At 66.9% G+C, this 23379-nt stretch carries 21 protein-coding genes; 7 read left to right on the top strand and 14 right to left on the bottom strand.

The genetic code is table 11. The annotated features are described in order from the left end of the window. Positions 1 to 165 precede the first annotated feature (165 nt). Complete coding sequence (gene glyA / locus KRX55_RS05890; protein WP_218406848.1) at positions 166 to 1476, top strand: serine hydroxymethyltransferase; 1311 nt, start codon at positions 166 to 168, stop codon at positions 1474 to 1476. A 117-nt stretch (positions 1477 to 1593) separates the two neighbouring features. Here glyA and pcaD read toward each other — a convergent pair whose 3' ends face one another. The 4 genes from pcaD to KRX55_RS05910 all read right to left on the bottom strand — a co-directional run bounded on the left by pcaD (position 1594) and on the right by KRX55_RS05910 (position 4732). Continuing rightward, positions 1594 to 2391 (bottom strand): 3-oxoadipate enol-lactonase, encoded by a 798-nt coding sequence (gene pcaD, locus KRX55_RS05895; protein ID WP_218406849.1) that lies wholly within the window; start codon positions 2389 to 2391, stop codon positions 1594 to 1596. A 113-nt stretch (positions 2392 to 2504) separates the two neighbouring features. Beyond that, positions 2505 to 2669: a hypothetical protein gene (locus KRX55_RS05900; protein WP_218406850.1), complete on the bottom strand. Its 165-nt coding sequence runs from the start codon at positions 2667 to 2669 to the stop codon at positions 2505 to 2507. A gap of 59 nt (positions 2670 to 2728) precedes the next feature. Next, positions 2729 to 3001 carry a metal-sensitive transcriptional regulator gene (locus KRX55_RS05905; protein WP_198737501.1) on the bottom strand — a complete coding sequence of 91 codons (273 nt, stop codon included), beginning with the start codon at positions 2999 to 3001 and terminating at the stop codon, positions 2729 to 2731. A gap of 51 nt (positions 3002 to 3052) precedes the next feature. Next, positions 3053 to 4732, bottom strand: a complete 1680-nt coding sequence (locus KRX55_RS05910; protein ID WP_218406851.1) for an FAD-dependent oxidoreductase — start codon at positions 4730 to 4732, stop codon at positions 3053 to 3055. A 1582-nt stretch (positions 4733 to 6314) separates the two neighbouring features. Between KRX55_RS05910 and KRX55_RS05915 the strand changes: the two genes are divergently transcribed. Further along, positions 6315 to 6479, top strand: a complete 165-nt coding sequence (locus tag KRX55_RS05915; RefSeq protein WP_218406852.1) for a hypothetical protein — start codon at positions 6315 to 6317, stop codon at positions 6477 to 6479. An 834-nt stretch (positions 6480 to 7313) separates the two neighbouring features. On the opposite strand, the gene KRX55_RS05920 is transcribed toward KRX55_RS05915, so the two are convergent. Beyond that, positions 7314 to 7721, bottom strand: a complete 408-nt coding sequence (locus KRX55_RS05920) for a DUF5997 family protein (protein ID WP_218406853.1) — start codon at positions 7719 to 7721, stop codon at positions 7314 to 7316. A 23-nt stretch (positions 7722 to 7744) separates the two neighbouring features. On the opposite strand from KRX55_RS05920, the gene KRX55_RS05925 reads away from it, so the two are divergent. The 3 genes from KRX55_RS05925 to KRX55_RS05935 all read left to right on the top strand — a co-directional run bounded on the left by KRX55_RS05925 (position 7745) and on the right by KRX55_RS05935 (position 10106). Continuing rightward, positions 7745 to 8455 carry a LysR family transcriptional regulator gene (locus tag KRX55_RS05925; RefSeq protein WP_218406854.1) on the top strand — a complete coding sequence of 237 codons (711 nt, stop codon included), beginning with the start codon at positions 7745 to 7747 and terminating at the stop codon, positions 8453 to 8455. Positions 8456 to 8603: 148 nt separating this feature from the next. Further along, positions 8604 to 9368, top strand: coding sequence for an LGFP repeat-containing protein (locus tag KRX55_RS05930; RefSeq protein WP_218406855.1), 765 nt, complete (start codon positions 8604 to 8606; stop codon positions 9366 to 9368). Between the two features lie 207 nt (positions 9369 to 9575). Further along, positions 9576 to 10106, top strand: coding sequence for a GNAT family N-acetyltransferase (locus KRX55_RS05935; RefSeq protein WP_218406856.1), 531 nt, complete (start codon positions 9576 to 9578; stop codon positions 10104 to 10106). 99 nt (positions 10107 to 10205) lie between these two features. On the opposite strand, the gene KRX55_RS05940 is transcribed toward KRX55_RS05935, so the two are convergent. The 4 genes from KRX55_RS05940 to glpX all read right to left on the bottom strand — a co-directional run bounded on the left by KRX55_RS05940 (position 10206) and on the right by glpX (position 15398). Further along, the gene (locus tag KRX55_RS05940) at positions 10206 to 11762 is read right to left on the bottom strand and encodes an MDR family MFS transporter (RefSeq protein ID WP_255567622.1); all 1557 of its coding nucleotides are present in this window, start codon (positions 11760 to 11762) and stop codon (positions 10206 to 10208) included. Between the two features lie 8 nt (positions 11763 to 11770). Further along, a complete protein-coding gene (locus KRX55_RS11835) occupies positions 11771 to 12451 on the bottom strand; it encodes a TetR family transcriptional regulator (RefSeq protein ID WP_255567597.1) in 681 nt (226 codons plus the stop codon). Between the two features lie 191 nt (positions 12452 to 12642). Beyond that, the gene (locus KRX55_RS05945; protein WP_218406858.1) at positions 12643 to 14049 is read right to left on the bottom strand and encodes a class II fumarate hydratase; all 1407 of its coding nucleotides are present in this window, start codon (positions 14047 to 14049) and stop codon (positions 12643 to 12645) included. A gap of 347 nt (positions 14050 to 14396) precedes the next feature. Then, positions 14397 to 15398, bottom strand: coding sequence for a class II fructose-bisphosphatase (glpX, locus tag KRX55_RS05950; protein ID WP_198737491.1), 1002 nt, complete (start codon positions 15396 to 15398; stop codon positions 14397 to 14399). Positions 15399 to 15774: 376 nt separating this feature from the next. Between glpX and KRX55_RS05955 the strand changes: the two genes are divergently transcribed. Then, positions 15775 to 16341 (top strand): DUF4245 domain-containing protein, encoded by a 567-nt coding sequence (locus KRX55_RS05955; RefSeq protein ID WP_218406859.1) that lies wholly within the window; start codon positions 15775 to 15777, stop codon positions 16339 to 16341. A gap of 25 nt (positions 16342 to 16366) precedes the next feature. Here KRX55_RS05955 and KRX55_RS05960 read toward each other — a convergent pair whose 3' ends face one another. After that, positions 16367 to 16633 carry an exodeoxyribonuclease VII small subunit gene (locus KRX55_RS05960; RefSeq protein ID WP_218406860.1) on the bottom strand — a complete coding sequence of 89 codons (267 nt, stop codon included), beginning with the start codon at positions 16631 to 16633 and terminating at the stop codon, positions 16367 to 16369. Positions 16634 to 16668: 35 nt separating this feature from the next. Then, positions 16669 to 17907, bottom strand: coding sequence for an exodeoxyribonuclease VII large subunit (gene xseA / locus KRX55_RS05965; protein WP_370625762.1), 1239 nt, complete (start codon positions 17905 to 17907; stop codon positions 16669 to 16671). A gap of 116 nt (positions 17908 to 18023) precedes the next feature. Here xseA and KRX55_RS05970 point away from each other — a divergent pair, with 116 nt between their 5' ends. Further along, positions 18024 to 18995: a 4-hydroxy-3-methylbut-2-enyl diphosphate reductase gene (locus tag KRX55_RS05970; protein ID WP_218406862.1), complete on the top strand. Its 972-nt coding sequence runs from the start codon at positions 18024 to 18026 to the stop codon at positions 18993 to 18995. A gap of 427 nt (positions 18996 to 19422) precedes the next feature. Here KRX55_RS05970 and KRX55_RS05975 read toward each other — a convergent pair whose 3' ends face one another. From KRX55_RS05975 to KRX55_RS05985, 3 genes are all read right to left on the bottom strand, one after another. Further along, the gene (locus tag KRX55_RS05975) at positions 19423 to 20610 is read right to left on the bottom strand and encodes a DUF6542 domain-containing protein (RefSeq protein WP_370625763.1); all 1188 of its coding nucleotides are present in this window, start codon (positions 20608 to 20610) and stop codon (positions 19423 to 19425) included. Positions 20611 to 20682: 72 nt separating this feature from the next. Further along, entirely contained in the window at positions 20683 to 21852 is a 1170-nt protein-coding gene (locus KRX55_RS05980; RefSeq protein ID WP_218406864.1) for a DNA recombination protein RmuC, read from the bottom strand. Positions 21853 to 21892: 40 nt separating this feature from the next. Then, positions 21893 to 23269 (bottom strand): AI-2E family transporter, encoded by a 1377-nt coding sequence (locus KRX55_RS05985; RefSeq protein WP_255567625.1) that lies wholly within the window; start codon positions 23267 to 23269, stop codon positions 21893 to 21895. Positions 23270 to 23379 lie beyond the last annotated feature (110 nt).

The raw sequence follows: 23379 nt of genomic DNA on the forward strand, positions 1-23379 counted from the left end.
TGCACACCGGCGCCCCCACACCCCGACACGGGGGCCGGATGAGCCCGGCAACAGACCTCTCTGTCCACATTCCCCGTCGTGCGGGATAGACTGGCGTGGCATTTGAATATCCCGGGGCGTGGTCTTGTCCCGGGAGGTGCTGACACGAAGGGAAACCGGGCACACATGACCGAATCCAGCTCCACCCCGAACAACGACTCACGATGGCTTCCACTGGCCGAACTCGACCCCGCCGTCGAACAGGTCCTCCGCGACGAACTCGCACGTCAGCGGGACACCCTCGAGATGATCGCGTCCGAGAACTTCGTCCCGCGCGGTGTCCTGCAGGCACAGGGCTCCGTCCTGACGAACAAGTACGCGGAAGGCTACCCCGGGCGCCGATACTACGGCGGCTGTGAGCACGTCGACGTCGTCGAGGACCTCGCCCGCGACCGGGCCAAGGAGGTCTTCGGGGCGGAATTCGCGAACGTCCAGCCGCACTCCGGTGCCCAGGCGAACGCCGCCGTCCTCATGGCACTGGCCAACCCCGGCGACAAGATCATGGGTCTCTCACTGGCCCACGGTGGGCACCTCACCCACGGCATGAAGCTCAACTTCTCCGGCAAGCTTTACGAGGTCGCCGCCTACGGCGTCGAGGAGGACACGTTCCGCATCGACATGGACCGCGTCCGTGAGCAGGCGATCAAGGAGAAGCCGCAGGTCCTCATCGCCGGCTGGTCCGCCTACCCGCGCCACCAGGACTTCGCCGCGTTCCGGTCCATCGCTGATGAGGTCGGTGCGAAGCTCTGGGTCGACATGGCCCACTTCGCGGGTCTCGTCGCCGGTGGCGTGCACCCCTCCCCGGTCCCGCACGCCGATGTCGTGTCCACCACCGTCCACAAGACCCTGGGCGGCCCCCGTTCCGGCATGATCCTGGCGAAGCAGGAGTGGGCGAAGAAGCTCAACTCCTCCGTGTTCCCGGGTCAGCAGGGCGGACCGCTCATGCACGTCGTCGCCGCGAAGGCCGTCGCCATGAAGATCGCCGGCTCCGAGGAGTTCGCAGCCCGCCAGCAGCGCACCCTCGACGGTGCCCGCATCCTCGCTGAGCGCCTCACCGGCTCCGACTGCGCCGCCGCCGGCGTCGACGTCCTCACCGGCGGCACCGACGTCCATCTCGTGCTCGCGGATCTCCGCAACAGCGAGCTCAACGGTCAGGAGGCCGAGGACCTGCTGCATCAGGTCGGCATCACCGTCAACCGCAACGCCGTGCCCTTCGACCCGCGCCCGCCGATGGTCACCTCCGGCCTGCGCATCGGTACCCCGGCGCTGGCCACCCGTGGCTTCGACGACGCCGCGTTCACCGAGGTCGCCGACATCATCGGCACCGCCCTGGCGAACGGAAAGAACGCCGATGTCGACGCGCTGCGTGCCCGCACGGCTAAGCTCGCCGAGTCCTACCCGCTGTACGAGGGCCTCGAAGAGTGGAAGATGCTCTGATCCCTCCCGTACCAGGGCCGGATGACCGATCCGACCCGTGACGTGGAAAACCGCCCGTCCCACCGTTCGCACCCGGTGGGACGGGCGGTTTCGCGTCCGGCTGTTGTCCGGGCGGGATCAGACCGCGGCGGTGAAGTGATCGGCGAGCAGCTGGTTGACCACGGCCGCCTGCTCCACATTGACGAGGTGGGCGGCCGGGCTCACGGACTCGAGACGGGCACCGGGGATCCCGTCAGCGAGGACACGCACCACGTCCGGTGGGGTGGAGGGGTCGTCAGCGGCGGAGATGACCAGCGTCGGGACGCTGATCTCACCCAGCCGGGGGCGGGAGTCGAACTCGGCAAGTGCCTCGCAGCACGCCGCGTAGCCCTCGTCCGGGCAGGCGGACACCATGGCCTCGTACTCCGCGAACGCCCCGGCCTCACCGAACGTCGGTGTGAACCAGTTGTGCGCGACGGTGTCCGCCAGGGCCTTCGTCCCCTCCGCACGCACGGTGGCGGCCTTGTCGCGCCACGTCTGTTCCTCGCCGAACTTCGCCGCGGTGGACACCAGGGTCAGACTGGTCACCCGCTCGGGTGCGTCGAGCGCGATCTGCTGGGCGATCGCGCCGCCGAGGGAGAGGCCCACGATGTGGGCGCGCCGGACCCGCAGGTTGTCGAGGGTCCCCAGCACGTCCGCCGCGAGAGCCGGCATCGAGTAGGGCCCGTCCGGCACCGGGGAGGCGCCGTGGCCACGCAGGTCGACGGCGATCAACGGCCACTTCTCCGACAGCGGGCCGATCTGTTCCTCCCACATGGACCGGTCCGAGCCGAGGGATCCGATGAGGACCACGGGGATGGCGTCCGCGGTCTCCCCGGTGAGTTTCACGTCGAGGCGGACGGTGGATCGCCCGGAGTTCGTGGTGTTCTCGGTCATGGCGCAATCATCCTTCCGTTGCCGTCCCGGGAGCCGGGCGGCTGCGTCTCGTGGTGGTCCGAACACCGCCGAGTGTAGTGACGCCGGGTGCTCCCGGGGGGGAGGGGCGGACGTCAGTGGCGTCCGAACAACCGGGAGAGGAATCCGGTCGCGGGTTCATCGGCGTGCCCCGGACACCGCTCCGATTCCGGGACGTCGCGCATGACCTGGTCGACGTGCTGGCCGCATCCGGCCCAGGTTGTTTTTCCGCATTTGCGGCAGGTGACTGCTCTGCACATTGTTTTCCTCCGTGTGGGGTTGGTTTGTCGTGGGGTGGTGGTTTGTCGGGTGGTGCGGCTCAGGCGAGCATGAGGAACAGCTTCTCCAGCTCCTCGGGGGTGAGATCACCGTCCTCCCGGGAGTCCTCGTCCCGGATGCAGCCCTTCATCGCCCCGGAGATGATGGCGTACCCGGCCCGGTCCAGTGCGGAGCTCAGGGCCGCCAGCTGGGTGACGACGTCCCGGCACGGCGCACCGGATTCGGCCGCCTCGATGACTGCGTTCAGTTGTCCGCGGGCGCGGCGCAGCCGGTTGAGTATGCGTTTCTTGTCCTCGGGCTGGAATTCGGTCATGGTGGTTCCCCCTCGTCGGGATGGCATCGGTGGGCGTGACTGTTTTACGGGTCAGTTCCGCCCGTGTTCGAGGACGGTGTCGGCACGGTGCCCCAGCCAGCCTTCGAGGGTGAGCATCCCTCCCGAGAGGGTCGCTGTGTCGAAGCCGTGCTGCGTCAGGAGCCGGTACGCGAGATAGGAGCGCACGCCGGAGGCGCACAGGATCCGCACGGGTCTTCCGTCCGCGGCGTCCCGGACCTCGTCGATGCGGTCGCGGAGTTCGGTGTGTGCGATGTTCAGCGCCCCGGGGATCCGCACGGCATCGACCTCGGCCACACCCCGGACGTCGAGGATCAGGCAGTCGCGCCGAACCTCGGGCAGGTCCCGCGGGTACCAGAGCCGTACCGTGCCGTCGGTGACGTTCGCGGCGATCATGCCGAGCATGTTCACGGGGTCCTTGGCCGCGCCGTAGGGCGGGGAGTACGCGAGATCGAGGTCGATGAGGTCGGCGGCGGTCATGCGGGCGCGCAGTGCGGTGGCGAGGACGTCGATCCGCTTGTCGACGCCGTCCGCCCCGTACGCCTGTGCGCCGAGGAGGGTGCCGTCCTCCGCGTGGATGTGCGCGAGGAGATGGACCTGCGTCGCGCCCGGGAAGTAGCCGGCGTGCTGCAGGGGATGAAGGTGCACCGTGAAGTACGGTATCCCGGCCGCCTCGAGCGCCGAACGGTTGGCGCCGGTGATCGCGACGGTCGCCTCGCCGACCCGCACGATGGCGGTGCCCATGGGTTGTGGTGTACGGCGTGCGGTACCCGGACGGAGGATGTCGTCGGCGACCAGCCTGCCCGCGCGGTTCGCCGGACCGGCGAGAGCCACCGGACGTCGGGCCCCGGTGACGGGATCGGTGTCGGCGACGGCGTCACCGACGGCCCACACGTGGTCCAGGTTGGTGCGTCCGTGTTCGTCGACGATGATCGCCCCGCGCTCACAGGAGACCCCGGCTTTCTCGAACACGGTGGTGTCGGGGCGCACGCCGACCGACAGGACGATCAGGTCGGCGCTCAGCCGGGTGCCGTCGGAGAGGACCACGGTGTCCGCTTCGGCCCCGGTTTCTATCCGCTCCGCGGCGACCCCCGTCCGGACGGTGACGCCGGCGCGTTCGAGTTCCGCGGTCACCGGGCCGGCGATCTCCCGCTCCACCGGCGGGAGGATGTGGTCGGCGAGTTCCACCAGGTCCACCCGGAGCCCCGCCGACGCCAGCGCCTCGGCGGCCTCGACCCCGATGAAACCGGCGCCGAGGACGACCGCGTTCCGGGCACCCGAGGTCACCCGTTCCCGCAGGTCCGTCGCATCGTCCACGGTGCGCAGCGTGGAGACCCTGGGGGAGTCGAGTCCCGGAACGGGCGGGAGGAAGGGTTTCGCACCGGGCGCGAGCACCAGTGCGTCGTAGGAGATCCGGATGTTCCCGTCGGGCGTGTCGACGGAGAGGGTTCGGCTCGCGGCATCGAGGCCGACGACATCGTGGTGGACGCGGACGTCGATGTCGAGGGCGTCGCGCAGTGACTCCGGGGTCTGGACGAGCAGAGCACCCGGGTCGGTGATCTCCCCACCCACGTAGTAGGGGAGTGCGCAGTTGGCGAAGGACGGGTGGGAGCCGCGTTCGAGGACGATGATCTCGGCGGATTCGTCCAGGCGACGGGCGCGGGCGGCGCAGCTCATTCCGCCGGCGACACCCCCGACGATGACGAGTCTCATGGTGTGCTCCCGGTGGTCTCGGTGGTGGATGTCTCAGCACGGTGAATATACCCCCCGGGGTATATTCAAGACAAGAGGCTGACCCCCGTACCGCTGCTGCGGGAACTGTCGGGGCATCGCGATGAAGTGTCCCGTTGAGTACCGTGGCGCGGGGGATCATCTCCCGCAGACCTGTCGGAGCCCGGCGGTGACAGAAATATCCGTCACCACTGCATCGGTGTTGGGCTCCGCGCCGCGCCCTGATCCGACCGTCGTTTCCCGGGTCGGCCACCCCGATCCGGAACCCACGCCACCGGGGTCAACGCCGCCGAGAGGGATCCCGACCTTGATCGGATCACGGTCGGTGACACGGAACGGGTAGGTGAGAAGGACCCGACGACATCGAGGTTCCGCCTCGAGTGTTCGACACGGTGTCCTCGTCGGAGTTGATTTCCCGTACACCGGCACCCGTGGCTACCTCCACTCCGCGCGGTTGACCGGCCGCGGCCCGGGGGGGGGGATGGCCGTGTGACGGAGGCTCGTCCCGGCATCGAGGTGTCTTCCGTCATCGGTCGGTCCGGTCATCCTCGACGCCCCGCACCACATCTTGCACGGAACGGGAGTTGAGGTCCCCGATGATGGGTCGGGTAGGGGGATGACTCCTCCGGCCCGCTGGCCGGGAATTCGGGACAGGGGACTGGAGGCGTATGACCCTGGCGTCGTTTCCCGCCCGTCGCGGGAGTCCCCGTCCTCACGGTCGGTGGACCTCTCTGACCACCGACACGCCGTGTCCCCCGACCACCGGCGCGACCTCGAGGTCCGGGGTCCGGTGCGGTGGTGTCCGGCGATGTCGCCGCGAATCCCGCACTGTGTACTGTCTCCCTGTTCTACCTGATCAACGACCTGACCGACCGTGTCCGGCAGGCGGTGCCGGCCGGTTGTCCCCTGGGGAGATGCCGGGCCAGTGCCCTGCGGGCCTTCCCGTCTCCGACCGCATCCGGGATTTGCCGCGTGCGTGTTTCCCGGTGCCTGTGGTGGTCGACAGTCTGAACAACCTTCCCCGGTGGCGGTGTCGGAGGTGCCGGCACCCGCCACGTCATCTCCCGTCGCCCCGGAAGTGGTGCCGTGCCATGCCAGTACATCTGCGGCACAGGCCCACAGCCCCGACCGTTCGACATCTCCTTCTGAGGCGCCGGCAGAAGATACGTTCAATCCCTCACGTGGCGATCCACTGTCCAGACGGACCGCCTTTTCCGATCATCTCTGCTGGTGGACAGTCATTTTCTCTCAGCACCATCGACGACCGCTCTGATCCGCGTGCGGATCTCAGCTGGTCAGTTGTCGCAGGTGGTGTGGGGACCGGTGGTTCACGGCATCAGGGAGTGGTGTCTCCCACCACGGGGAACCGGTCGCTGATCCAGCTCCGTTGATGGAGGAAGAACCATCGGCGTGACACCGGTGGGAGGTAACCGTGTTCGGGCGTTCCGTGAAGCTCCCAGTGGTCCACGGGCTGCCGGGTGGAGCATTGCAGGCACCGCAACTTTCACCCCGACTCCACAAGGATCTTCGGCTACTTCCGTAGACGCTCTTCCGTCGAGTGCCGATGGAGCCGAAATTAGCTGGACGCCAGCAGGCTGTCGAGTTTCACCGGAACTTCCCGCCGGCGGATGACGGCATGTCGGATGTCCGCGACCACGTCGACCGGTGGTGTGTCGCAGTGCTGCGACCGACCGGTCCGGGCCGGAAGACCTCACTGGACATGCTCTGACCTTCCGGTTGGTCCAGAACCGTGCTCAGCTCGACCGCTGATACCCTCCTCGCTCGCCGGGTCGACGTCCTCTTCATCGGTAGTCGTGGAGGATGAGCGAATCCACTCCCGTGGACAGACACCTGTTGTGACGCCGTCGACGAGCTGAGGGGCCGCTGGTTTCTCCATCGCCCACTTTTTTCGCCCCGCGGAATTCTGGACTTACGTCCGGGTATCCGTTAGGCGCGTACGTGCGGGCCCCGGGGACCGGGCTACGGGTGGGCGGACGCGGCCACGAAAGTGGGGGAATACCCTGCCATCTCCCGTGTGCCCGTCCCCCGAAAGAGTGGAACCCCACGGCGAAGATCACATCTTAATGGGACACCCCACCGGGAGACACGAGGGCAGTCGACACCGTGACCGGCGTCGGCGGTGCAGTCCTCATCCCGTCAATGCCCGGATCCTCCGACCCTACGGCGGGTATGGCCCACGCCGGGGTTTACTGCACATCCCCATGACATGGTGGTACCGGCGACCTTCGGACGGAACATATGGTTTCCCCGGGGAAATACCCGGGAAGTGGGACCCTGTAGCCTCTGTGCTCATCCCACAGGGCGAGGCATTCGGGCATCACCCGAATGCCGGAACGGTATGGCGACCTGTTCAGCGACATCACGGATACTCTGAATGAGTGGAGTGACCTGAGAGCGTACCGAAAAAACAAGCCAGGACAGTGGATAAGGACCGTGCCGGAGATCGGCCACCTGTTTCTCGTGCGGTGCGGTCCCGACGTTTCTTCGTCGACCCACCGTGGGTTCTTCCCGCGGCTGCCCGCATCAGCTGCGGAACCGGATGCTAACCCTCGTCCGGAATTCCCTCGTCCGCGGTGGTGGCTTCGCGGGCGGCTGCGGCAGCACGCTCCTCGGCGAGTGTGGTCCTGGCCTTTCGCAGCCACTCCGGCTGATCGGCGAGAAGGTCCTTGATCTCCGCGGTGGTCAGTGGCCGATCCATGTCGTTACGTTTGAGTGCGGCAACTGTGATCCCCAGCTTCCGGGCGACCTCCGGGCGGGGATGGGGGCCGGTGGCCCGGAGATCCGTCAACCACTGCGGGGGATTGTGCTGCAGTTCAGAGAACTCCGCGTGGGTCAGCGCGTTGCGCTGGAACTCCTCAGGTGCCGCAGGCAGGTAGATGCCCAGCTTCTTGGCGGCGGTGAGCGGTTTCATCGCGGTGCTCGACGGAGGGCGTACTTCAGAGTCTGTCATTGTCCCACGGTAACATTCCGTGCATGAATCCCCGTAGCCCCGAGCGTGCTCTGTCCATCAGTTTCGTCACGGGTACGGCACCCGGGAAGTGGTTCGACCGGTTCGCGGAACGGACCGGCCACCGGGAACCGGTGACCGGGGAAAGTCACGATCCGATGGCGGAGCTCATCGGTGGTCGGGTGGATCTGGCGCTCGTCCGGTTACCGGATCCCCGGATAGATGACACCCACCACCTCGTGCGTCTCTACGAGGAGGAACCCGGTATCGCGGTCCCCAAGGACAGTGAACTCACCCTGCTGGACACGCTCGGCAGGGATGAGATCTCGGATCAGACGGTTTTCCACGTCCCGGATGCCGACGGAATCGTCGACGTCCGGGCGGTGGGGGAGGCGGTGGACGTCGTAGCGACAGGTGTCGGTGTGGTCCTCGCTCCGCGGCCACTGCTGAGGCGGCTGGGCTCCCGACGTACCGAGAACCGCGGTTACCGCGACGGATGTCCGACGACGATCGCTCTGGTGTGGCGGGTGGTCGATGACTGCGACGCGATCCAGGATTTCGTGGGCATCGCGAGGGGCAGGACAGGGGCCAGCTCCAGAACCACTCAACCGAAGCGGACCGCGTCGGAGAAGGCTTCCGCGAAGAAGGCGCGCCGGACAGCTGCGGGGGAGAAGTTCCGCAGCAAGGCGTCCGGCCGTGGAGCGGGAAGATCCTCGCGTGGACAGAGGCGGAAGTGAGGATGTCACCTGGGTGTCCGAACCTGAGGAGGTGGGATCGCATACGGTAGGCGGTGGTGGTCCTGGTGTATCAGGATTGGCATCCTCTCATGGGTGTCATAGTATGTAGTTGTACTGTCCATCCCATATGCTTAGGATTTGATTTTAAATGACAAAAAAGACCCGTGCCCGCGTTCTAGCCGGTGTTGCTGCACTGAGCCTCTCCTTCAGTGCGGTCGCCTGCTCGCAGGACGCCAAGAACGACATGGATTCAGCAGCTGACAAGGTTTCGGAAGCTGCCTCCGACGCCAAGGATGCCGCGAAGGATGGCGCCGACAAGGCCAAGGACGGCGCCGAGGATGCCGCTCGCGACGCCAAGGATGCCGCGAAGGACGGTGCCGACAAGGCCAAGGACGGCGCCGACAAGGCGAAGGACGGCGCCGAGGATGTCGCTCGCGACGCCAAGGATGCCGCGAAGGACGGCGCCGACAAGGCCAAGGACGGCGCCGAGGATGTCGCCCGCGACGCCAAGGACGCCAAGGATGACGTCGAGCACAAGACGGAGATCACTGACGCCGCAGGCAAGGAGATCGCCGTCCCGACCCCGATCGTCGAGATGTACGAGTCCATGGGTGGTACGGCCGGTCACCTCGGCAAGCTGACCGACCTCAAGGAGAAGCACGGACGCTACCTCGCGGCATTCAACAAGGGCTACTACATCGCCTACTCCAAGGAAACCGGCGCTCAGCGTCTGAACGGCAAGATCGCCGAGACCTGGATGGCCGAGGGGGGACTCGAGTCCGACCTGGGTATGCCCACCGCGTACGAGGTTGAGCGTCAGGACGGCAACGGATGGACCCAGAACTTCCAGCACGGCGACATCATCTGGTCCCAGACCGACGGTACCTGGGGTCCCACGATCGAGAAGAACTAATCCGGTGAATCCGTTCCCCTCCCTCGTCTGACGATGAGGTGAGGAGCTGATGAGAAAAACCCCGGCAGTCCCCGGGGTTTTTCTCATTTCCGGGCCGGTGGCCCCACCGGTGGTACAGGAAAAGGCCGTCGGGGAGAAGGCGCTGGTCAGATGCTTTCCGGAACTCTCAGGTTGCTGTGTGGCATCGAGCACAATATCCTTCCGTTCATGTCTGAACGCGATTTCATCATCCGACCGCTGACCGAGGACGACTACGGTCAGGTCCGGCACATCTACGAGCGTGGCCTCGACACCGGACATGCGAGCTATGAACGTCACGCGTTGACGTGGGAGGAGTTCAGCGGACGGAAGATCATGGAATGTGCTTTCGTCGCGGTTGAACGGTCCGACAACGAAACTGTTCTGGGCTGGGTGTCGGCGGCGCCGATCTCGCAGCGTGAGGTCTTCCACGGGGTCGTCGAGGACTCGATCTACATCGATCCCAGGGCTCAGGGCCGTGGCGTGGCCGGTGCGCTGCTGGACACCCTCATCGAGAAGTGCATCGAACTGGAGAAGTGGGCCATCCACTCGTGGATCTTCCCGGAGAACACTGGGTCGACGAAGCTCCACCAGTCCCGTGGCTTCGAGAAGGCGGGCATCCTGAGCCACCTCGCCAAGATGCCCTACGGGGAGCTCGCCGGGCAGTGGCGCGACACCGTCATCTGGGAGAAGCTCCTTCCCAAGCCCGAGGCGTTCTGATCTGCGGAGCTTCCGGTCCGGCTCGGCACGCGGACGTGGACGTCCACCTGATTGAGATGGGGACGTCCACGTCTTTCGTCTGTCACCCGTGGTGGTCCACTAGCTCACGGTTTCCTTCAGTCGCTCCTCGTGGACGAAGAACAGAACCACCGCAGAGAGGATGGCGAGGGGTGCGAGAAGCGCGAACACGGGGGTGAGCGCGTCGCTGTAGGCCGCGTCGATGGCGATACGGACCGGGGTCGGCAGTGACTGCACCAGCCCGGGGGTGAGGTTGGCGCCGTGTCCCGAGATCCTCGCACCGGTCTCCGCAGCGTCCTCGCCGAGCTGTGACAGGGCCGCCGGGAGACGGTCGTTGAGCAGACCGGACAGGTTGCTGACGAAGATCCCGCCGACCAGGGCGGAGCCGGCGGCGCCGCCGATCTGCCTGAAGAAGTTGTTCGCTGCGGTCGCGGTTCCCACCACCGCGATCGGGAAGGAATTCTGGACGATCAGGACGAGGATCTGCATCGCACAACCGAGTCCGAACCCGAGCACGAACAGGTAGCCGCCGACCTCGGGGAGCGAGGAATCGTGGGAGAGGCCGGACAACAACCACAGTGCGAGTCCGGTGACCGCCATTCCGACGACCGGATAGATCCGGTATCGGCCGGTTCGGGTGACCAGCGCACCCACCACGACCGATGTACCCATGAGTCCGATCATCATCGGCACCATCATCAGACCGGCCTCGGTCGGGCTCATGGAGTGCACCATCTGCAGGTAGGTCGGCATGTACGCCAGGGATCCGAACATGAAGATTCCCGCGATGAGACCGGCGGCGGTGGTCAGCCGGAAATTGTGGTTGGTGAACAGCCACATGGGGACGAGTGGATCCGGGGCCCTCCGCTCCACGATGATGAAGAGAACGGAGAACACCACTGCGGCCGTGATCAGTCCCAGGATGGCGGGGGAGGTCCAGTCGTACTCCCTGCCTCCCCAGGTGACGGTGAGGATGAAGCTCGTCGTGGCCAGTGCCATCGTCGCCATCCCGGCCCAGTCGAGTTTTCCGCCCTGCGCGTGGTTCGGCAGAGTGAGGAACAGTGCGATACCCACGAGCGTCAGGGCGCCCATCGGTATGTTCAACCAGAGGCCCCAGCGCCAGCCGGGGCCGTCGGTGAACCAACCGCCGAGGACCGGGCCGAGGACGGACGACAGTCCGAAGATCGATCCCATGATACCCATGTATTTCCCGCGCTGTCGGGCGGAGACGACATCGGCGGTGATCGCCTGGGAGAGGATCATGAGGCCGCCACCGGCGACACCCTGGATCGCCCGGGCCAGGATGAGAACATCCATCGAGCCCGCGAATCCACCCAGCGCGGAGCCGGCCATGAACAGACACACCGCGAACATGAACAGGTACTTCCGGCCGAACTGGTCACCCAGTTTCCCGAAGATCGGGAGCGAGATCGTCTGCCCGAGCAGGAATGCGGTGATGACCCACGTCATGTGCTCGACACCGCCCAGTTCGCCGACGATCGTCGGCAGGGCCGCGGAGAAGATCATCTGGCCGAGGGCGCTCATCAGCATGGCCAGGATCAGCGCGGTGAAGATCAGCGGCAGTCGGGGCTGTTCCGCACGGGTGGAGGGTGAGGTCTCCGGTGTGGTTGTGGTCAGTGCGCGGCTCACGCGTTCTCGACCTCCTTCGTGAGTAGTCGGGTCATGTCCTCGAGTGCGTCGGTGCACCGGGTCCGCAGGTTGTCGGCCGTGGGGTCCGATCCCTCCATCCAGAGGTGGAACCCCAGCCTGATGGCGGTGGTGGACACGGCGACGACGGTCATCGCCTCGGCCCGGGGGGTGGCCTCGGGGAGCCGTCGTTCGGCCGGCCATGCCTGGAGATAGGAGGTGACGGTGTCGATCAGGCTCTCGTGGATGTCCGGGTATCTGGCGGTCCGTTGCAGGGAGAGCCGGGGTTCCGCCCGGCAGATCCGTCGCCGCCGGCGCAGCAGCTCTCCGGTGTCAACCGTGCACGGTGTGGCCAGGTCGCCGGCACAGGGCCGGAAGAGGTTGCTCATCCGGAACGCGCACCGCATCACCGCGTGGAAGAGATCCGGATGACGGTCCGAGACGAAGTCGGTCACCTCCTCCTCGGTCAGGGGCCGGGGGTGTTCCCCGATGACGGCGGTCTCCTTGGAATCGACGTAGTTGAAGAACGTGCGCCTCGAGATTCCCGCGGCGGAGCAGATGTCCTCGACGGTGACCGCGTCGAATCCGTGCTCGAGGACGAGCCGTGTCGCGTGATCGTCTATCGCCGCTCGTGTCGCCAGCCGCTTCGCCTCGCGCAGCGGGAGATTGTCGTTGGTCATGTCCGTGACTGTACGCCCAAAAGTGCACTAAGTGTAAAAATGCACGCAGTGAAATTAGGTGCTGTGTGGGGAAGCTGTGACACCGACCACGGTCCGGGGAAGGTTCTGCGGCAACACGGAAAAACCCCGCAGCGCGAGAACGGCTGCGGGGGTCGGATCCCACCCGGACGGATGGGGGAGCTGCTGGGAGACTACTTCGCGTCGCGGTCCGTGTTGCACATCGCGAGAACGTCGAGGCGCTTGTCCAGCTCTTCCTCGGTGAGCTTGTCGCCGTCGACGAAACCGAGGTCGATCACCGTCTGGCGGATGGTCTTGCCTTCCTTCAGCGCGGTCTTGGCGACCTTCGCGGCATTCTCGTAGCCGATGGCCGAGTTGAGGGGGGTCACGATGGACGGGGAGGACTCCGCCAGAGTCTTCATGCGCTCCTCGTTGGGCTCGATGCCGTCGACGAGACGTTCCGCGAACACCCGCGAGGTGTTGGCCAGCAGGCGTGCGGACTCGAGGACGTTGCGGGCCATGACCGGAATGAACACGTTCAGCTCGAACGCGCCCTGCGAGCCGCCGAAGGCGACCGCGGCATCGTTGCCGATGACCTGTGCGGCCACCTGGGTCGCGGTCTCGCACAGGACCGGATTGACCTTGCCGGGCATGATGGAGGAGCCGGGCTGCAGATCGGGCAGGTGGATCTCGCCCAGGCCAGTGAGCGGGCCGGAGCCCATCCAACGGATGTCGTTGGCGATCTTGTTCAGGGAGACGGCGATGGTGCGCATCGCACCGGAGAACTCGACCAGCGCATCGCGGTTCGCCTGAGCCTCGAAGTGGTTCACGCACTCGCGCAGTTCCTCGATACCGGTCAGGTCCTTGAGCTCCACGGTGACCTTGGCGCCGAAGTCGGCCGGGGTGTTGAGACCGGTGCCGACGGCGGTACCGCCGATGGGCAGTTCACCGAGGCGGGGGAGAGTTGCCTCGACCCGCTCGATGCCGGCCTCGATCTGGCGGGCGTAGCCCGAGAATTCCTGGCCGAGGGTGACCGGGACGGCGTCCATCAGGTGGGTACGACCGGACTTGACGACGTTCTCCCACTCCGTGGCCTTCTTGGCCAGGGACTCCTGCAGGACCTTCAGGCCCGGGATGAGATCCTTGACCGCGGCTTCGGTGGCGGCGACGTGTGTCGCGGTGGGGAAGGTGTCGTTCGAGGACTGGCCCATGTTGACGTGGTCGTTGGGGTGGACCTCGACGCCGTTCCTGCCCGCGATGGAGGCGATGACCTCATTGGTGTTCATGTTGGACGAGGTGCCCGAGCCGGTCTGGAAGACATCGATGGGGAACTCGTCGTCGTGCTCGCCCTCGGCGATCTCCTTCGCCGCGGCGATGATGGCGTTGGCCTTCTCCTCGTCGAGCAGGCCACGGTCGAGATTCACGCGGGCGCAGGCCGCCTTCAGCAGACCCATCGCGCGGATCTGCGCGGACTCCAGGCCGCGGCCGGAGATCGGGAAGTTCTCGACCGCGCGCTGAGTCTGGGCGCGCCACAGGGCCTTCGCCGGTACCTTGACCTCGCCCATGGTGTCATGTTCGATGCGGAATTCCTGCTCAGTCATGAATAACCAACCTCTTCATTGTGTGTGTGGATGTCACACCGCGGAGGTGCCCGGGAGGCACGGAAAGGCGCCCCGGTCGTGGTGCGGTGCAGCTGATCCAAGTATGGCGGAAAAACCCGGGGGCCGTCAGGTTCCCGTCACCCTGAACCGTGTCCTGTGAAGCAGATCGCAGGGCAGGGCCGCAACCGGAGGTTGCGTGTGCACACATTCGGGGGTGGTAGGCGGGAATCGTCACCCGCCCCGGCGTGTTTGTGTTCCTCCCGAAATGCGGTGAGGGCGCCCGCCCCGGTGACCGGGAGAGGCGCCCTCAGATGGCCCGGGGTCATGCGCCCCGGCACCTGATCGATCTAGGAGCCGTAGTCGACGACGGAGTACTCCTGGAGTTTCGCGAGCTGGTGCACCGACTCGATGTGGCGCACCGTGCCGGAGCGGGAGCGCATGACCAGGGAACGCGTCGTCGCGGAGGACGCGCGGTAGGTCACGCCCCGCAGCATGTCTCCCTTGGTCACACCGGTCGCGACGAAGTAGCAGTTGTCCGAGCGGACGAGATCGTCGGTGAACAGCACCCGGTCGAGATCGTGCCCCGCGTCGAGTGCGCGCTGGCGTTCCTCGTCGCTGGTGGGATGGAGCTTGCCCTGGATCTCGCCACCCATGCACTTCATCGCGCACGCGGTGATGATGCCCTCCGGGGTGCCGCCGATACCCATCATCAGGTCGACCGAGTTCGTGGTCTGCGCTGCCGCGACCGCACCGGCGACGTCGCCGTCGCGGATGAGGCGGATCTTCGCGCCGGCCTCGCGGATGTCCGCGATCAGCGAGCGGTGGCGCGGGCGGTCCAGCACGACGACGGTCACGTCATGCACCGGAATTCCCTTGCCCTTCGCCACGGCCTTGATGTTGTACTCGACGGGGGCGAGGATGTCGATCTTGCCGGCGGACTCCGGGCCGCACGCGATCTTGTCCATGTAGAAGACCGCGGACGGGTCGTACATCGAGCCACGTTCCGCTGCGGCGAGTACCGAGATGGCGTTCGGCCGACCCTCCGCCATCAGCGTCGTACCATCGACCGGGTCGACGGCGATGTCGACGTCGGCACCTTCACCGGTACCGACCTCCTCGCCGTTGAACAGCATGGGGGCTTCGTCCTTCTCACCTTCACCGATGACGATGACACCACGCATGTTGACGGAGTTGATGAGCTTTCGCATCGCATCGACTGCAGCGCCGTCGCCCTCGTTCTTCTTGCCGCGTCCAACCCATCTGCCGGATGCCAGTGCGCCTGCCTCGGTGACGCGGACGAGTTCCATTGCGAGGTTGCGGTCCGGACGCTCGGGTTTCTCGATGCTCATGATGTCAGTGCCTCCTGTAAGGCGCTCATGTGCGGCCCCGCCCCTCCTCCGTTGCCGGGAAAACAACCGGTACAGCAGGCGGGACGGAATATGACCGCTTGTTTGTAGTCGTAGGTCATGTGTTTTTCAGCTGCGGGCGCGCAGCCATGTTCCTCCAGGAGGCGCACCCGGTGCATCCCCGCACGTGCGCGGTACTGCGGCCGGGATCTGTCCGTGCGTCCGCTGTCTCCCATTGTTGCACTTTCTGGGCACCGCGGGGGGCAACCTGTTCGGTCCAGATGCCTGTTTCACCCCCGAACCGAGGTGCCCGGCGCCACCGGGTGCCGCCGTCAGCCGGGCGGAAGCTCGCGGAGAGGGGTCTGACATACTGTTCCCCGTGGCCGAAAAAAAACCCCGTATCTTCCAGGACAGCAGGGACATGGTGATGTCTCTGCTGGTCATCGTCGTCATCATGGCGCTCGTCGTCACCTTCACCGGGATGTGCTCCCTCCGCAAGGATCCCGTGGAGAACGGGCCCGTCCGCGAGGTCGACGCGCAGAGCTTCCTCGACCTCCAGGCACGGGCGGTGACATTCCCGGTCAGGCTGCCCGAAAGCCCCGGGGGGTGGGTGGCGAACTCCGCCCGCAGGCACCCGGTCAACAACACACCCGCCCCGCTCATCGGTTGGGTCACCGCGGACCGGGGGTATCTCCAGCTCCTGCAGACTGATCAACCTGCGGAGGATGCCGTGGAACAGATCGACGTGCACCCCCGCGAAGTCAACGGAACCCGTGAGGTGGACGGTCGGGAGTTCACGGTCTGGACGCCTTTCGAGGACACCGCCGACACCGTCTGGACGGCCACCTTGAGCGATGTCACCCTCGTGTTCGCGGGAACCGCCGACGAGGGGGAATTCCGTCAGCTCATCCACAACACCCTGGTCGCCGAGCCGATCCGGAACTGAGTCGGAGCGAACCCGGCACCCGGTGTCACTCGGAGTCCGGTGCGTCCACTTCGTCGGACCGCAGGATGGCCTCGACCCGGCGCCTGGCTCCGTCGAGATGCTCCTCGCAGCGTTTTGCCAGTGCCTCGCCGCGCTCCCAGAACCTCAGGGACTCGTCCAGCGGCATCTGGCCGTGTTCGAGGATTTTGACGATCTCCACCAGTTCATCCCGCGCGGCCTCGTAGTTGAGTTCCGCGACCGGGGGAAAGGCGTTCTCCTTCGGCTGTCCCGTACCTACAGCGTCACTGTTCACGTCGTCTCTCCTGCATCGATCTCGGGTGGGTCCGGTCAGTCAGCCGGGCGGATCGCCATCGTTGCGGCGGTGATCGCACCATCGGCGACGCGGATGCGCAACTGGCTCCCGGGTGGGGTCTGGTCGATCGAGGTGACCACCTCGGGTTCGGACCCGGCTGGCCCCACCTGCACGACAGCGTAGCCGCGGGCGAGCGTGGCGGCCGGACCCAGGGTGGACACCCGCGACCGGAGCGCCTGGATACGGGTCTCCTGCCTGTCCAGATCGTGGGTCACCTGGACGCGGAGATGCCGGACGAACTGCGCGAGTTCGTCCGAGCGCCGGGTGATCGGGAGCATCGGGTCCGCCAGGACGGGACGGCTGCGCAGATCCCGCAGGCCCTGCGACTGGCGCTCAACCCAGCCGCGCAGCGCCTGGGCGCTCCGTGCCCGCAGCTCCTGGATGAGGGCCCGTTGCTCGGCGACGTCGGGGACGACCCGCTTCGCGGCGTCCGTGGGGGTGGCTGCACGCAGATCCGCCACGTTGTCCAGCACGGGGGTGTCCGGCTCATGTCCGATCGCGCTGACCACCGGCGTCGATGCGGCGGCGACGGCCCGCTGCAGGGACTCCTCCGAGAACGGCAGGAGGTCCTCCACCGATCCACCGCCGCGGGCGATGATGATCACGTCGACCTCCGGGTCGGCGTCGAGCGTTCCCAGGGCCCGGATGATCTCGGGTGCGGCCGTCGCACCCTGGACGGGCGTGTTGATGACCCGGAAACGGACCTCCGGCCACCGGTCCCTCGCGACGGAGAGCACATCCCGCTCGGCGGCGGAACCCCGGCCGGTGATCAACCCGACGCAGTTCGGCAGGTAGGGCAGCCGTTTCTTCCGTTCCGGGTCGAACAGTCCCTCGGCGGCCAGGGTCCGGCGCAGCATCTCGATGCGGGCGAGCAACTCACCGATGCCCACCGGGCGGATCTCGGTCACCCAGAGTGAGAAACTGCCCCGCCCGGGATAGAAAGCGGGTTTGCCGTGCACGAGCACCCGTTCCCCGTCACGGAGCGGTGTGGTCGAGTTGCGGAGCAGCGACGTGTAACAGGTCAGCTGCACGCTGGCATCGGCCTCCGTGTCGCGGAGGGTGAGGTAGGACAGCTTCCAGGTCGGTTTCGCGTTGATCTGCGTGAGCTGTCCCTCCACCCATATGTGTCCCAGCCGCTCGATCCAGGCCTTGACCTTGGCGTTCACCTCCCGGACGGGCCACGGATTGTCGGGGGAGGGAGCTGCTGGACTCACAGGCGCGCTTCTCCTTACGGGAACTCGGGATCGTGGGCTTCGGGAACCGTGCTCTCGGCCGGCTACGAAAACCTGATTGTAGGCGTTCAACCGGACCATTGGTTACGCTGTAGCCCATGACGTCACCCGTAGCCACCGAAAAAAAGGTCCTGCTCGCCGCCCCGCGCGGTTACTGTGCCGGGGTCGACCGCGCGGTCGAGACCGTCGAGCGGGCCCTGGAGAAGTACGGCGCCCCGGTGTACGTGCGTAAGGAAATCGTGCACAACCGATATGTGGTGGACACCCTCGCCGAACGCGGGGCGATCTTCGTCGATGAGACCTTCCAGGTGCCGGAGGGTGCCCACCTCGTCTTCTCCGCGCACGGTGTCAGCCCCGCCGTGCACGCGGAGGCCAGGACTCTCGACCTCAAGACCCTGGACGCCACCTGCCCGCTCGTCACCAAGGTCCACAACGAGGTGAAGCGGTTCGCGAGGCAGGGGTACCAGATCCTCCTCATCGGCCACGAGGGACACGAGGAGGTCGAGGGAACCGCCGGTGAGGCTCCGGAGGTCGTCCACCTCGTCGACGGCGTCGAGGGCGTCGACAAGCTCGACTTCGACGGTAGCGAGAAACTCATCTGGCTGTCCCAGACCACGCTCTCCGTCGACGAGACCATGACAATCGTCAACCTGCTGAAGCAGAAGTACCCGCAACTCCAGGATCCGCCCTCCGACGACATCTGCTACGCGACCCAGAACCGTCAGGTGGCGGTCAAGGCCATCGCCGAGCAGTGCCAGCTGATGATCGTCGTCGGCTCCCAGAACTCCTCGAATTCCAAGCGCCTCGTCGAGGTCGCCCTCCAGGCCGGGACCGACGCGAGCTATCTCGTCGACTACGCCTCGCAGGTGGACACCTCGTGGTTCGAGGGGGTCAGCTGTGTCGGGGTGACCTCCGGCGCCTCAGTGCCTGAGATCCTCGTCCGCGACGTCCTCGAGCTCCTCGCCGAACACGGTTACTCGAAGGTCGAGGAGGTCACCACCGCCGCGGAGAAACTGGTCTTCGCCCTTCCCCGTGACCTGCGGCCGAAGGACTCGGTCGGGCGTCGCTGACCGGTCACGGAGCCGTCCGGGTGGTGACCGACGCGATGGGCGACGGCGGGGTGATCATCAGACGTTGGGCCCATCCCCTTCAGCCTGTCGCAGATCCCGCGACTCGATGACGAAGGGAAAACCCGGAACGCCTCGGCAGGGTCCCGTTCTGGTTCGGTCTTTCGGCGAGAGGATTCCCGGCGGGATCGTCGAATCGGGCCGACGTACCGGACTCCGGGAGTGGCGGCACCGGCGGATCGAGGTCGGTCGGGCGGGCGCTGTGCGTTCCGCGTACCACGGCTCCATGTGACGGTCCGCCGCCACGGGACCATCCCCCGTTGTTCGGGTGGGGGAGGAGATCACGCGGAACACACCGTACCGGACGACAGTGGCCGAACGGTGGCGGAACCGTGGTGGGGACCGGGAGACCGCCGATCACTGGCGGTGGTCAGCTGTAGAGATCGTCGTCCAGCCACCGTCGACGTCGCTTCGGTGGTGTCTGGGGCGTCTCCTCCGGCAGGTGGGGGCGACGCGCCGCCTGATCCGGGCGGCTGTGCCGGGGCGCGGGCCCCTCAGACTCACGGCCTTCTCCGATGAGGTGTTGCTCTCTGCGGGGGCGCTGCGGTCGCGCGACAGGCCGCCGGCGGGGACCGCGCGGGTAGTCGGAGGAATCCTCCCGCTGCCGCAGTTCCCGTGGATCCTGAATCCGACGACGGGCGGGCTCACCGACGGAATAGCGCTCGCGCCGGACACCTGGACTCGGACGGCGGTCCTCCTGATCAAGGCTCCGGCGTGGTACCGGCCGGCCCCGTCCGGGTTGGTCGATCTGTCGATCAGGCCACACCACCCGCCGCTTGCGTGGTGTACCGCCCGGTTCGTCCGGGGTCCGTCGCGGATGGACCTGTTGCTCGGAGTTCGGCCTACCCGGGGCGTCCGCGGGCCGCCGGCCGGGGCGCTGTCCACCGCTCTGACGGTTGTCCCCGGAATCCGGCCGCAGCCGCCGGCGCCGCTGTGCGGCATCCTCCGCGCTCTTCCGGCGGAGTTCCGCGACCGTCGGTCGGGTGTCCCCCTCGGTCTTCTCCCGACGTGCCCGGGCGCTGACGCTGCGCGCTCTGGCCGCCGTGGCGATGTTGCGCTGCTCGGCGTCGGTTATCTGTTTTCGGGCCTGACGGTGGGTGCGCTCGGCGACGGCCTGCAGCTGGCGTACCCGGGTGAGGCGCAGAACGGCGATGAGGATGCAACCGACGGTGGTCGCCGCGAGAATCGGGAAATGCTGGGCCAGCGGATAAATCGCCGTGGCGATACCCGTCGCTGAGAATGCGTCGCTTCCCTCCGCGGCGCCGGAGCGGGCGATCGTCCACGCGGCCACCGGGGTGGCCACACCGAACATGAGCGGTACGCCGGCGGTGGTCAACCACAGTCCCCGGGGTACCACGAACAGGGTGCAGCCGAGGGCTGCCGCGGAGAAGAGTGCGAGATATATGCCGCTGATCTGCTGCTGGTCGATGCTGACGAACGTCCCGACCGCCAGCGCGAGGATCATGATGACGGGACAGCACCATGTCGGAATTCCGGCGCGCCGGGCTGAGGGGCCGGGGCGCCGGGTACTAGACCGATTCGGAGGCTGCTGGGGCACGAGACGCTATGTTACCGACTTCCGCGCTGAAATTCGGTACCGTCACCCCGTGGTGCGGCTGGACCCCGTCGTTCAGGCATCCTCGGTTCCGGACTCCGGGGCGCCGGAACCCTCCACCGGTGCGATCCTCCGGCCCCTCCCCGTCGCCTGGCGCAGCACAGTGGGGCGGGTGGATCCCCCGGGGCCGGCCTCCATGTCGTTGAGGGTGCGTGCGGTGACCATCACCCGGGACTCCAGTGAACCCAACGTCGAGTTGTAGGCGTCCACGGCGCGGTCGAGCGCCACGCCCACCTTGTTGTAGTGCTCGGCCATGGTGTTCAGCCGGGAGTACAGCTGCCGCCCGAGCCGGTGGATCGCCGCCGCCTGGTCATTGACCGCCTCCTGCTGCCAGCCGAGCCCCACCGTGCGCAGGAGCGCCACCAGCGTCGTCGGGGTCGCGAGAATGATGTTCCGGGAGAACGCGTGCTCGAGGAGATCCGGGTCCGTGGTCAGGGCGGCATCGAGGAAGGGATCGGCCGGTACGAAGAGCACGGTGAACTCGGGGGTCCGCTCGAACGCGGCGGAGTAGTTCTTCGAGGACAGCTGATTGACGTGGCTGCGTAGCTGGTGCGCGTGGCGGCGCAGGTGGGCTGCGTGCTCCTCGGGGTCCTCGGTGTCCAGGGCGTCCAGATACGCGGAGAAGGGAACCTTGGAGTCCACGATGATCGTCCGCCCCCCGGACAGACGTACCACGAGATCGGGACGCAGCGGACCCTCCGGTCCGCGTGCGGAGACCTGCGTGTCGAAGTCGCAGTAGCGCACCATGCCGGCCATCTCCACGACCCGTTCCAGCTGCATCTCGCCCCACCGGCCGCGGACCTGGGGCGCGCGCAGCGCCGTGACGAGTTTGCCCGTCCGGTCCGACAGCATCGTCGACGTTCTCGTCATCGACTGCACCTGACTGCTCAACGCGGCGTAGGCCTCGACCCGCTCCTGCTCCAGCGCCCGGACCTGCTGGCTCAGCTGAACCACGGCCTGCTGCAGCGGTGCGAGGGAGGTACTGACCCGTCCGGTGAGCTGTTCGGCGGCGGCGGAGGTGCGTTCTGCGGTGTCCGCCCGGAGTTGCGCGGAGGCGAGTTCCGCGAGCCGTTCGACGTCGGTGGCGGTCGCCCTGGAATTCTGTCCGCGGGCGAGCCAGCCGAGTGCCGCACCGATCGCGATGCCGATAACCAGGGTTAGGAGGAATGTGACAGACGGACTCATGGGAACCACTGTGCCATCCGCGCCGGACACGGGGACGGCGCTAGTGCGGCGTGTCGAAAAGGTGTACGAATTTCGAGGTGAGGTCCTGGAAACGGGTCCGGTATGCCGCGGATGAGTGCGGCCCCGGGGCGGCGCCCATGTCCCTGTCATCGTCGGGGGCACACAGATCGCCGGTCCCGCCACCGACGGAACGCCGGGCCGCCCGCATCCTGCGCCCCGCCTCCTCGCCGTGGCGGGCGGTCAGTGATCCGGCGACGGTGGCGAAGACGATCTGGTCCGCGGTCTTCTCTCCGGCGCGTAGCGCGACCATGTCCGAGAGGTACCGGAAGAGCACCGCGACCATCGCCGCCGTGGGCACCGCGAGAAATGCCCCCACGATGCCGAACAGGCCACCACCGACGGTGACGGAGACCAGCACGATCACCGGGTGCAGGTTCATCGCCTTGGACTGGAGCCAGGGGGAGAGGACGTAGCCCTCGAACTGCTGGACCGCGATCACGAGTATCAGCACCAGGACCGCCTCGGTCATCCCCAGGGAGACGAACGCGATGAGCACCGCCAGTGCTCCCGCCACGACGGCGCCGACGATGGGGATGAATCCGGCGATGAAGGTGAGCACCGCGAGGACCAGCGCCATCGGTACCCCGATAAGCACGAGGCCGAGACCGATGAACAGTGCGTCCATCAACGCCACGACCGCCTGCGCGCGGATGAACCCAGACAGGGTGTTCCAGGAACGGGTCAGGAGTTCGGTCAGGTGCCAACCGATCCTCGGCCCCGTCACCACCCGCAGCCAGGGCAGGAACCTGTCGCCGTCCTTGAGGAAGAAGAACGTCAGAACCAGGACGATGCCGAGCATGATGAGGATGGTCGAGGCGACACCGAGTCCGGCGAAGATCTCCCCGGCGATCGTCGAGGCCTGCTTCTGCAGCCACGTCGCCCCCTCGGCGAGCCAGTCACCCAGATCATTGCCCTGGAACTGGACGGGAGGATCCTGAAGCCACAGCTGGACCCTCTGGACGCCCTCGAACGCCTGGTAGTAGAGAGCCTGCGACTGCCGGGCGACGCTGGGGGCCATCAGCGCGATCATCCCGCTGAATAGGGCGAGGGTCCCGACGATCGTGACGATCGCGGCCAGTGCACCGGGCACGCCGTGTCGTCGGAGCCAGTACGCGGGCTGGTAGAGCACGGAGGAGACGATCAGGGCGAGGACGACCGGCAGGACCCCCTGCCACACCTTCAGTAGAACGAACCCGACCATGTAGGTCGCGGCGGAGACGATGAGCAGGCGGAGACACCAGGCCGCGAACTCACGCAGCCCTTCGGCGATGATCTCCGAGCGGTCGATGGGGGCGTCGGGCTGGAACTCCTCGAACGTTCGGGAGGCCTCGTTGGCGAGGGTTTCGGGCCCGCGCAGCGACTGATCGCCCGTCGGATGCGGCGACGCCGTCGGGTCGAAGGACCCGGACAGCGTCGAGCTGTCCCCGGGGCTGGTGCCGGAGACGCGGTCGGATGAATCGCGGGGGT

This window comes from Corynebacterium sp. TAE3-ERU16 (genome assembly GCF_019209935.1).
In the GTDB taxonomy this organism is placed as follows: domain Bacteria; phylum Actinomycetota; class Actinomycetes; order Mycobacteriales; family Mycobacteriaceae; genus Corynebacterium; species Corynebacterium antarcticum.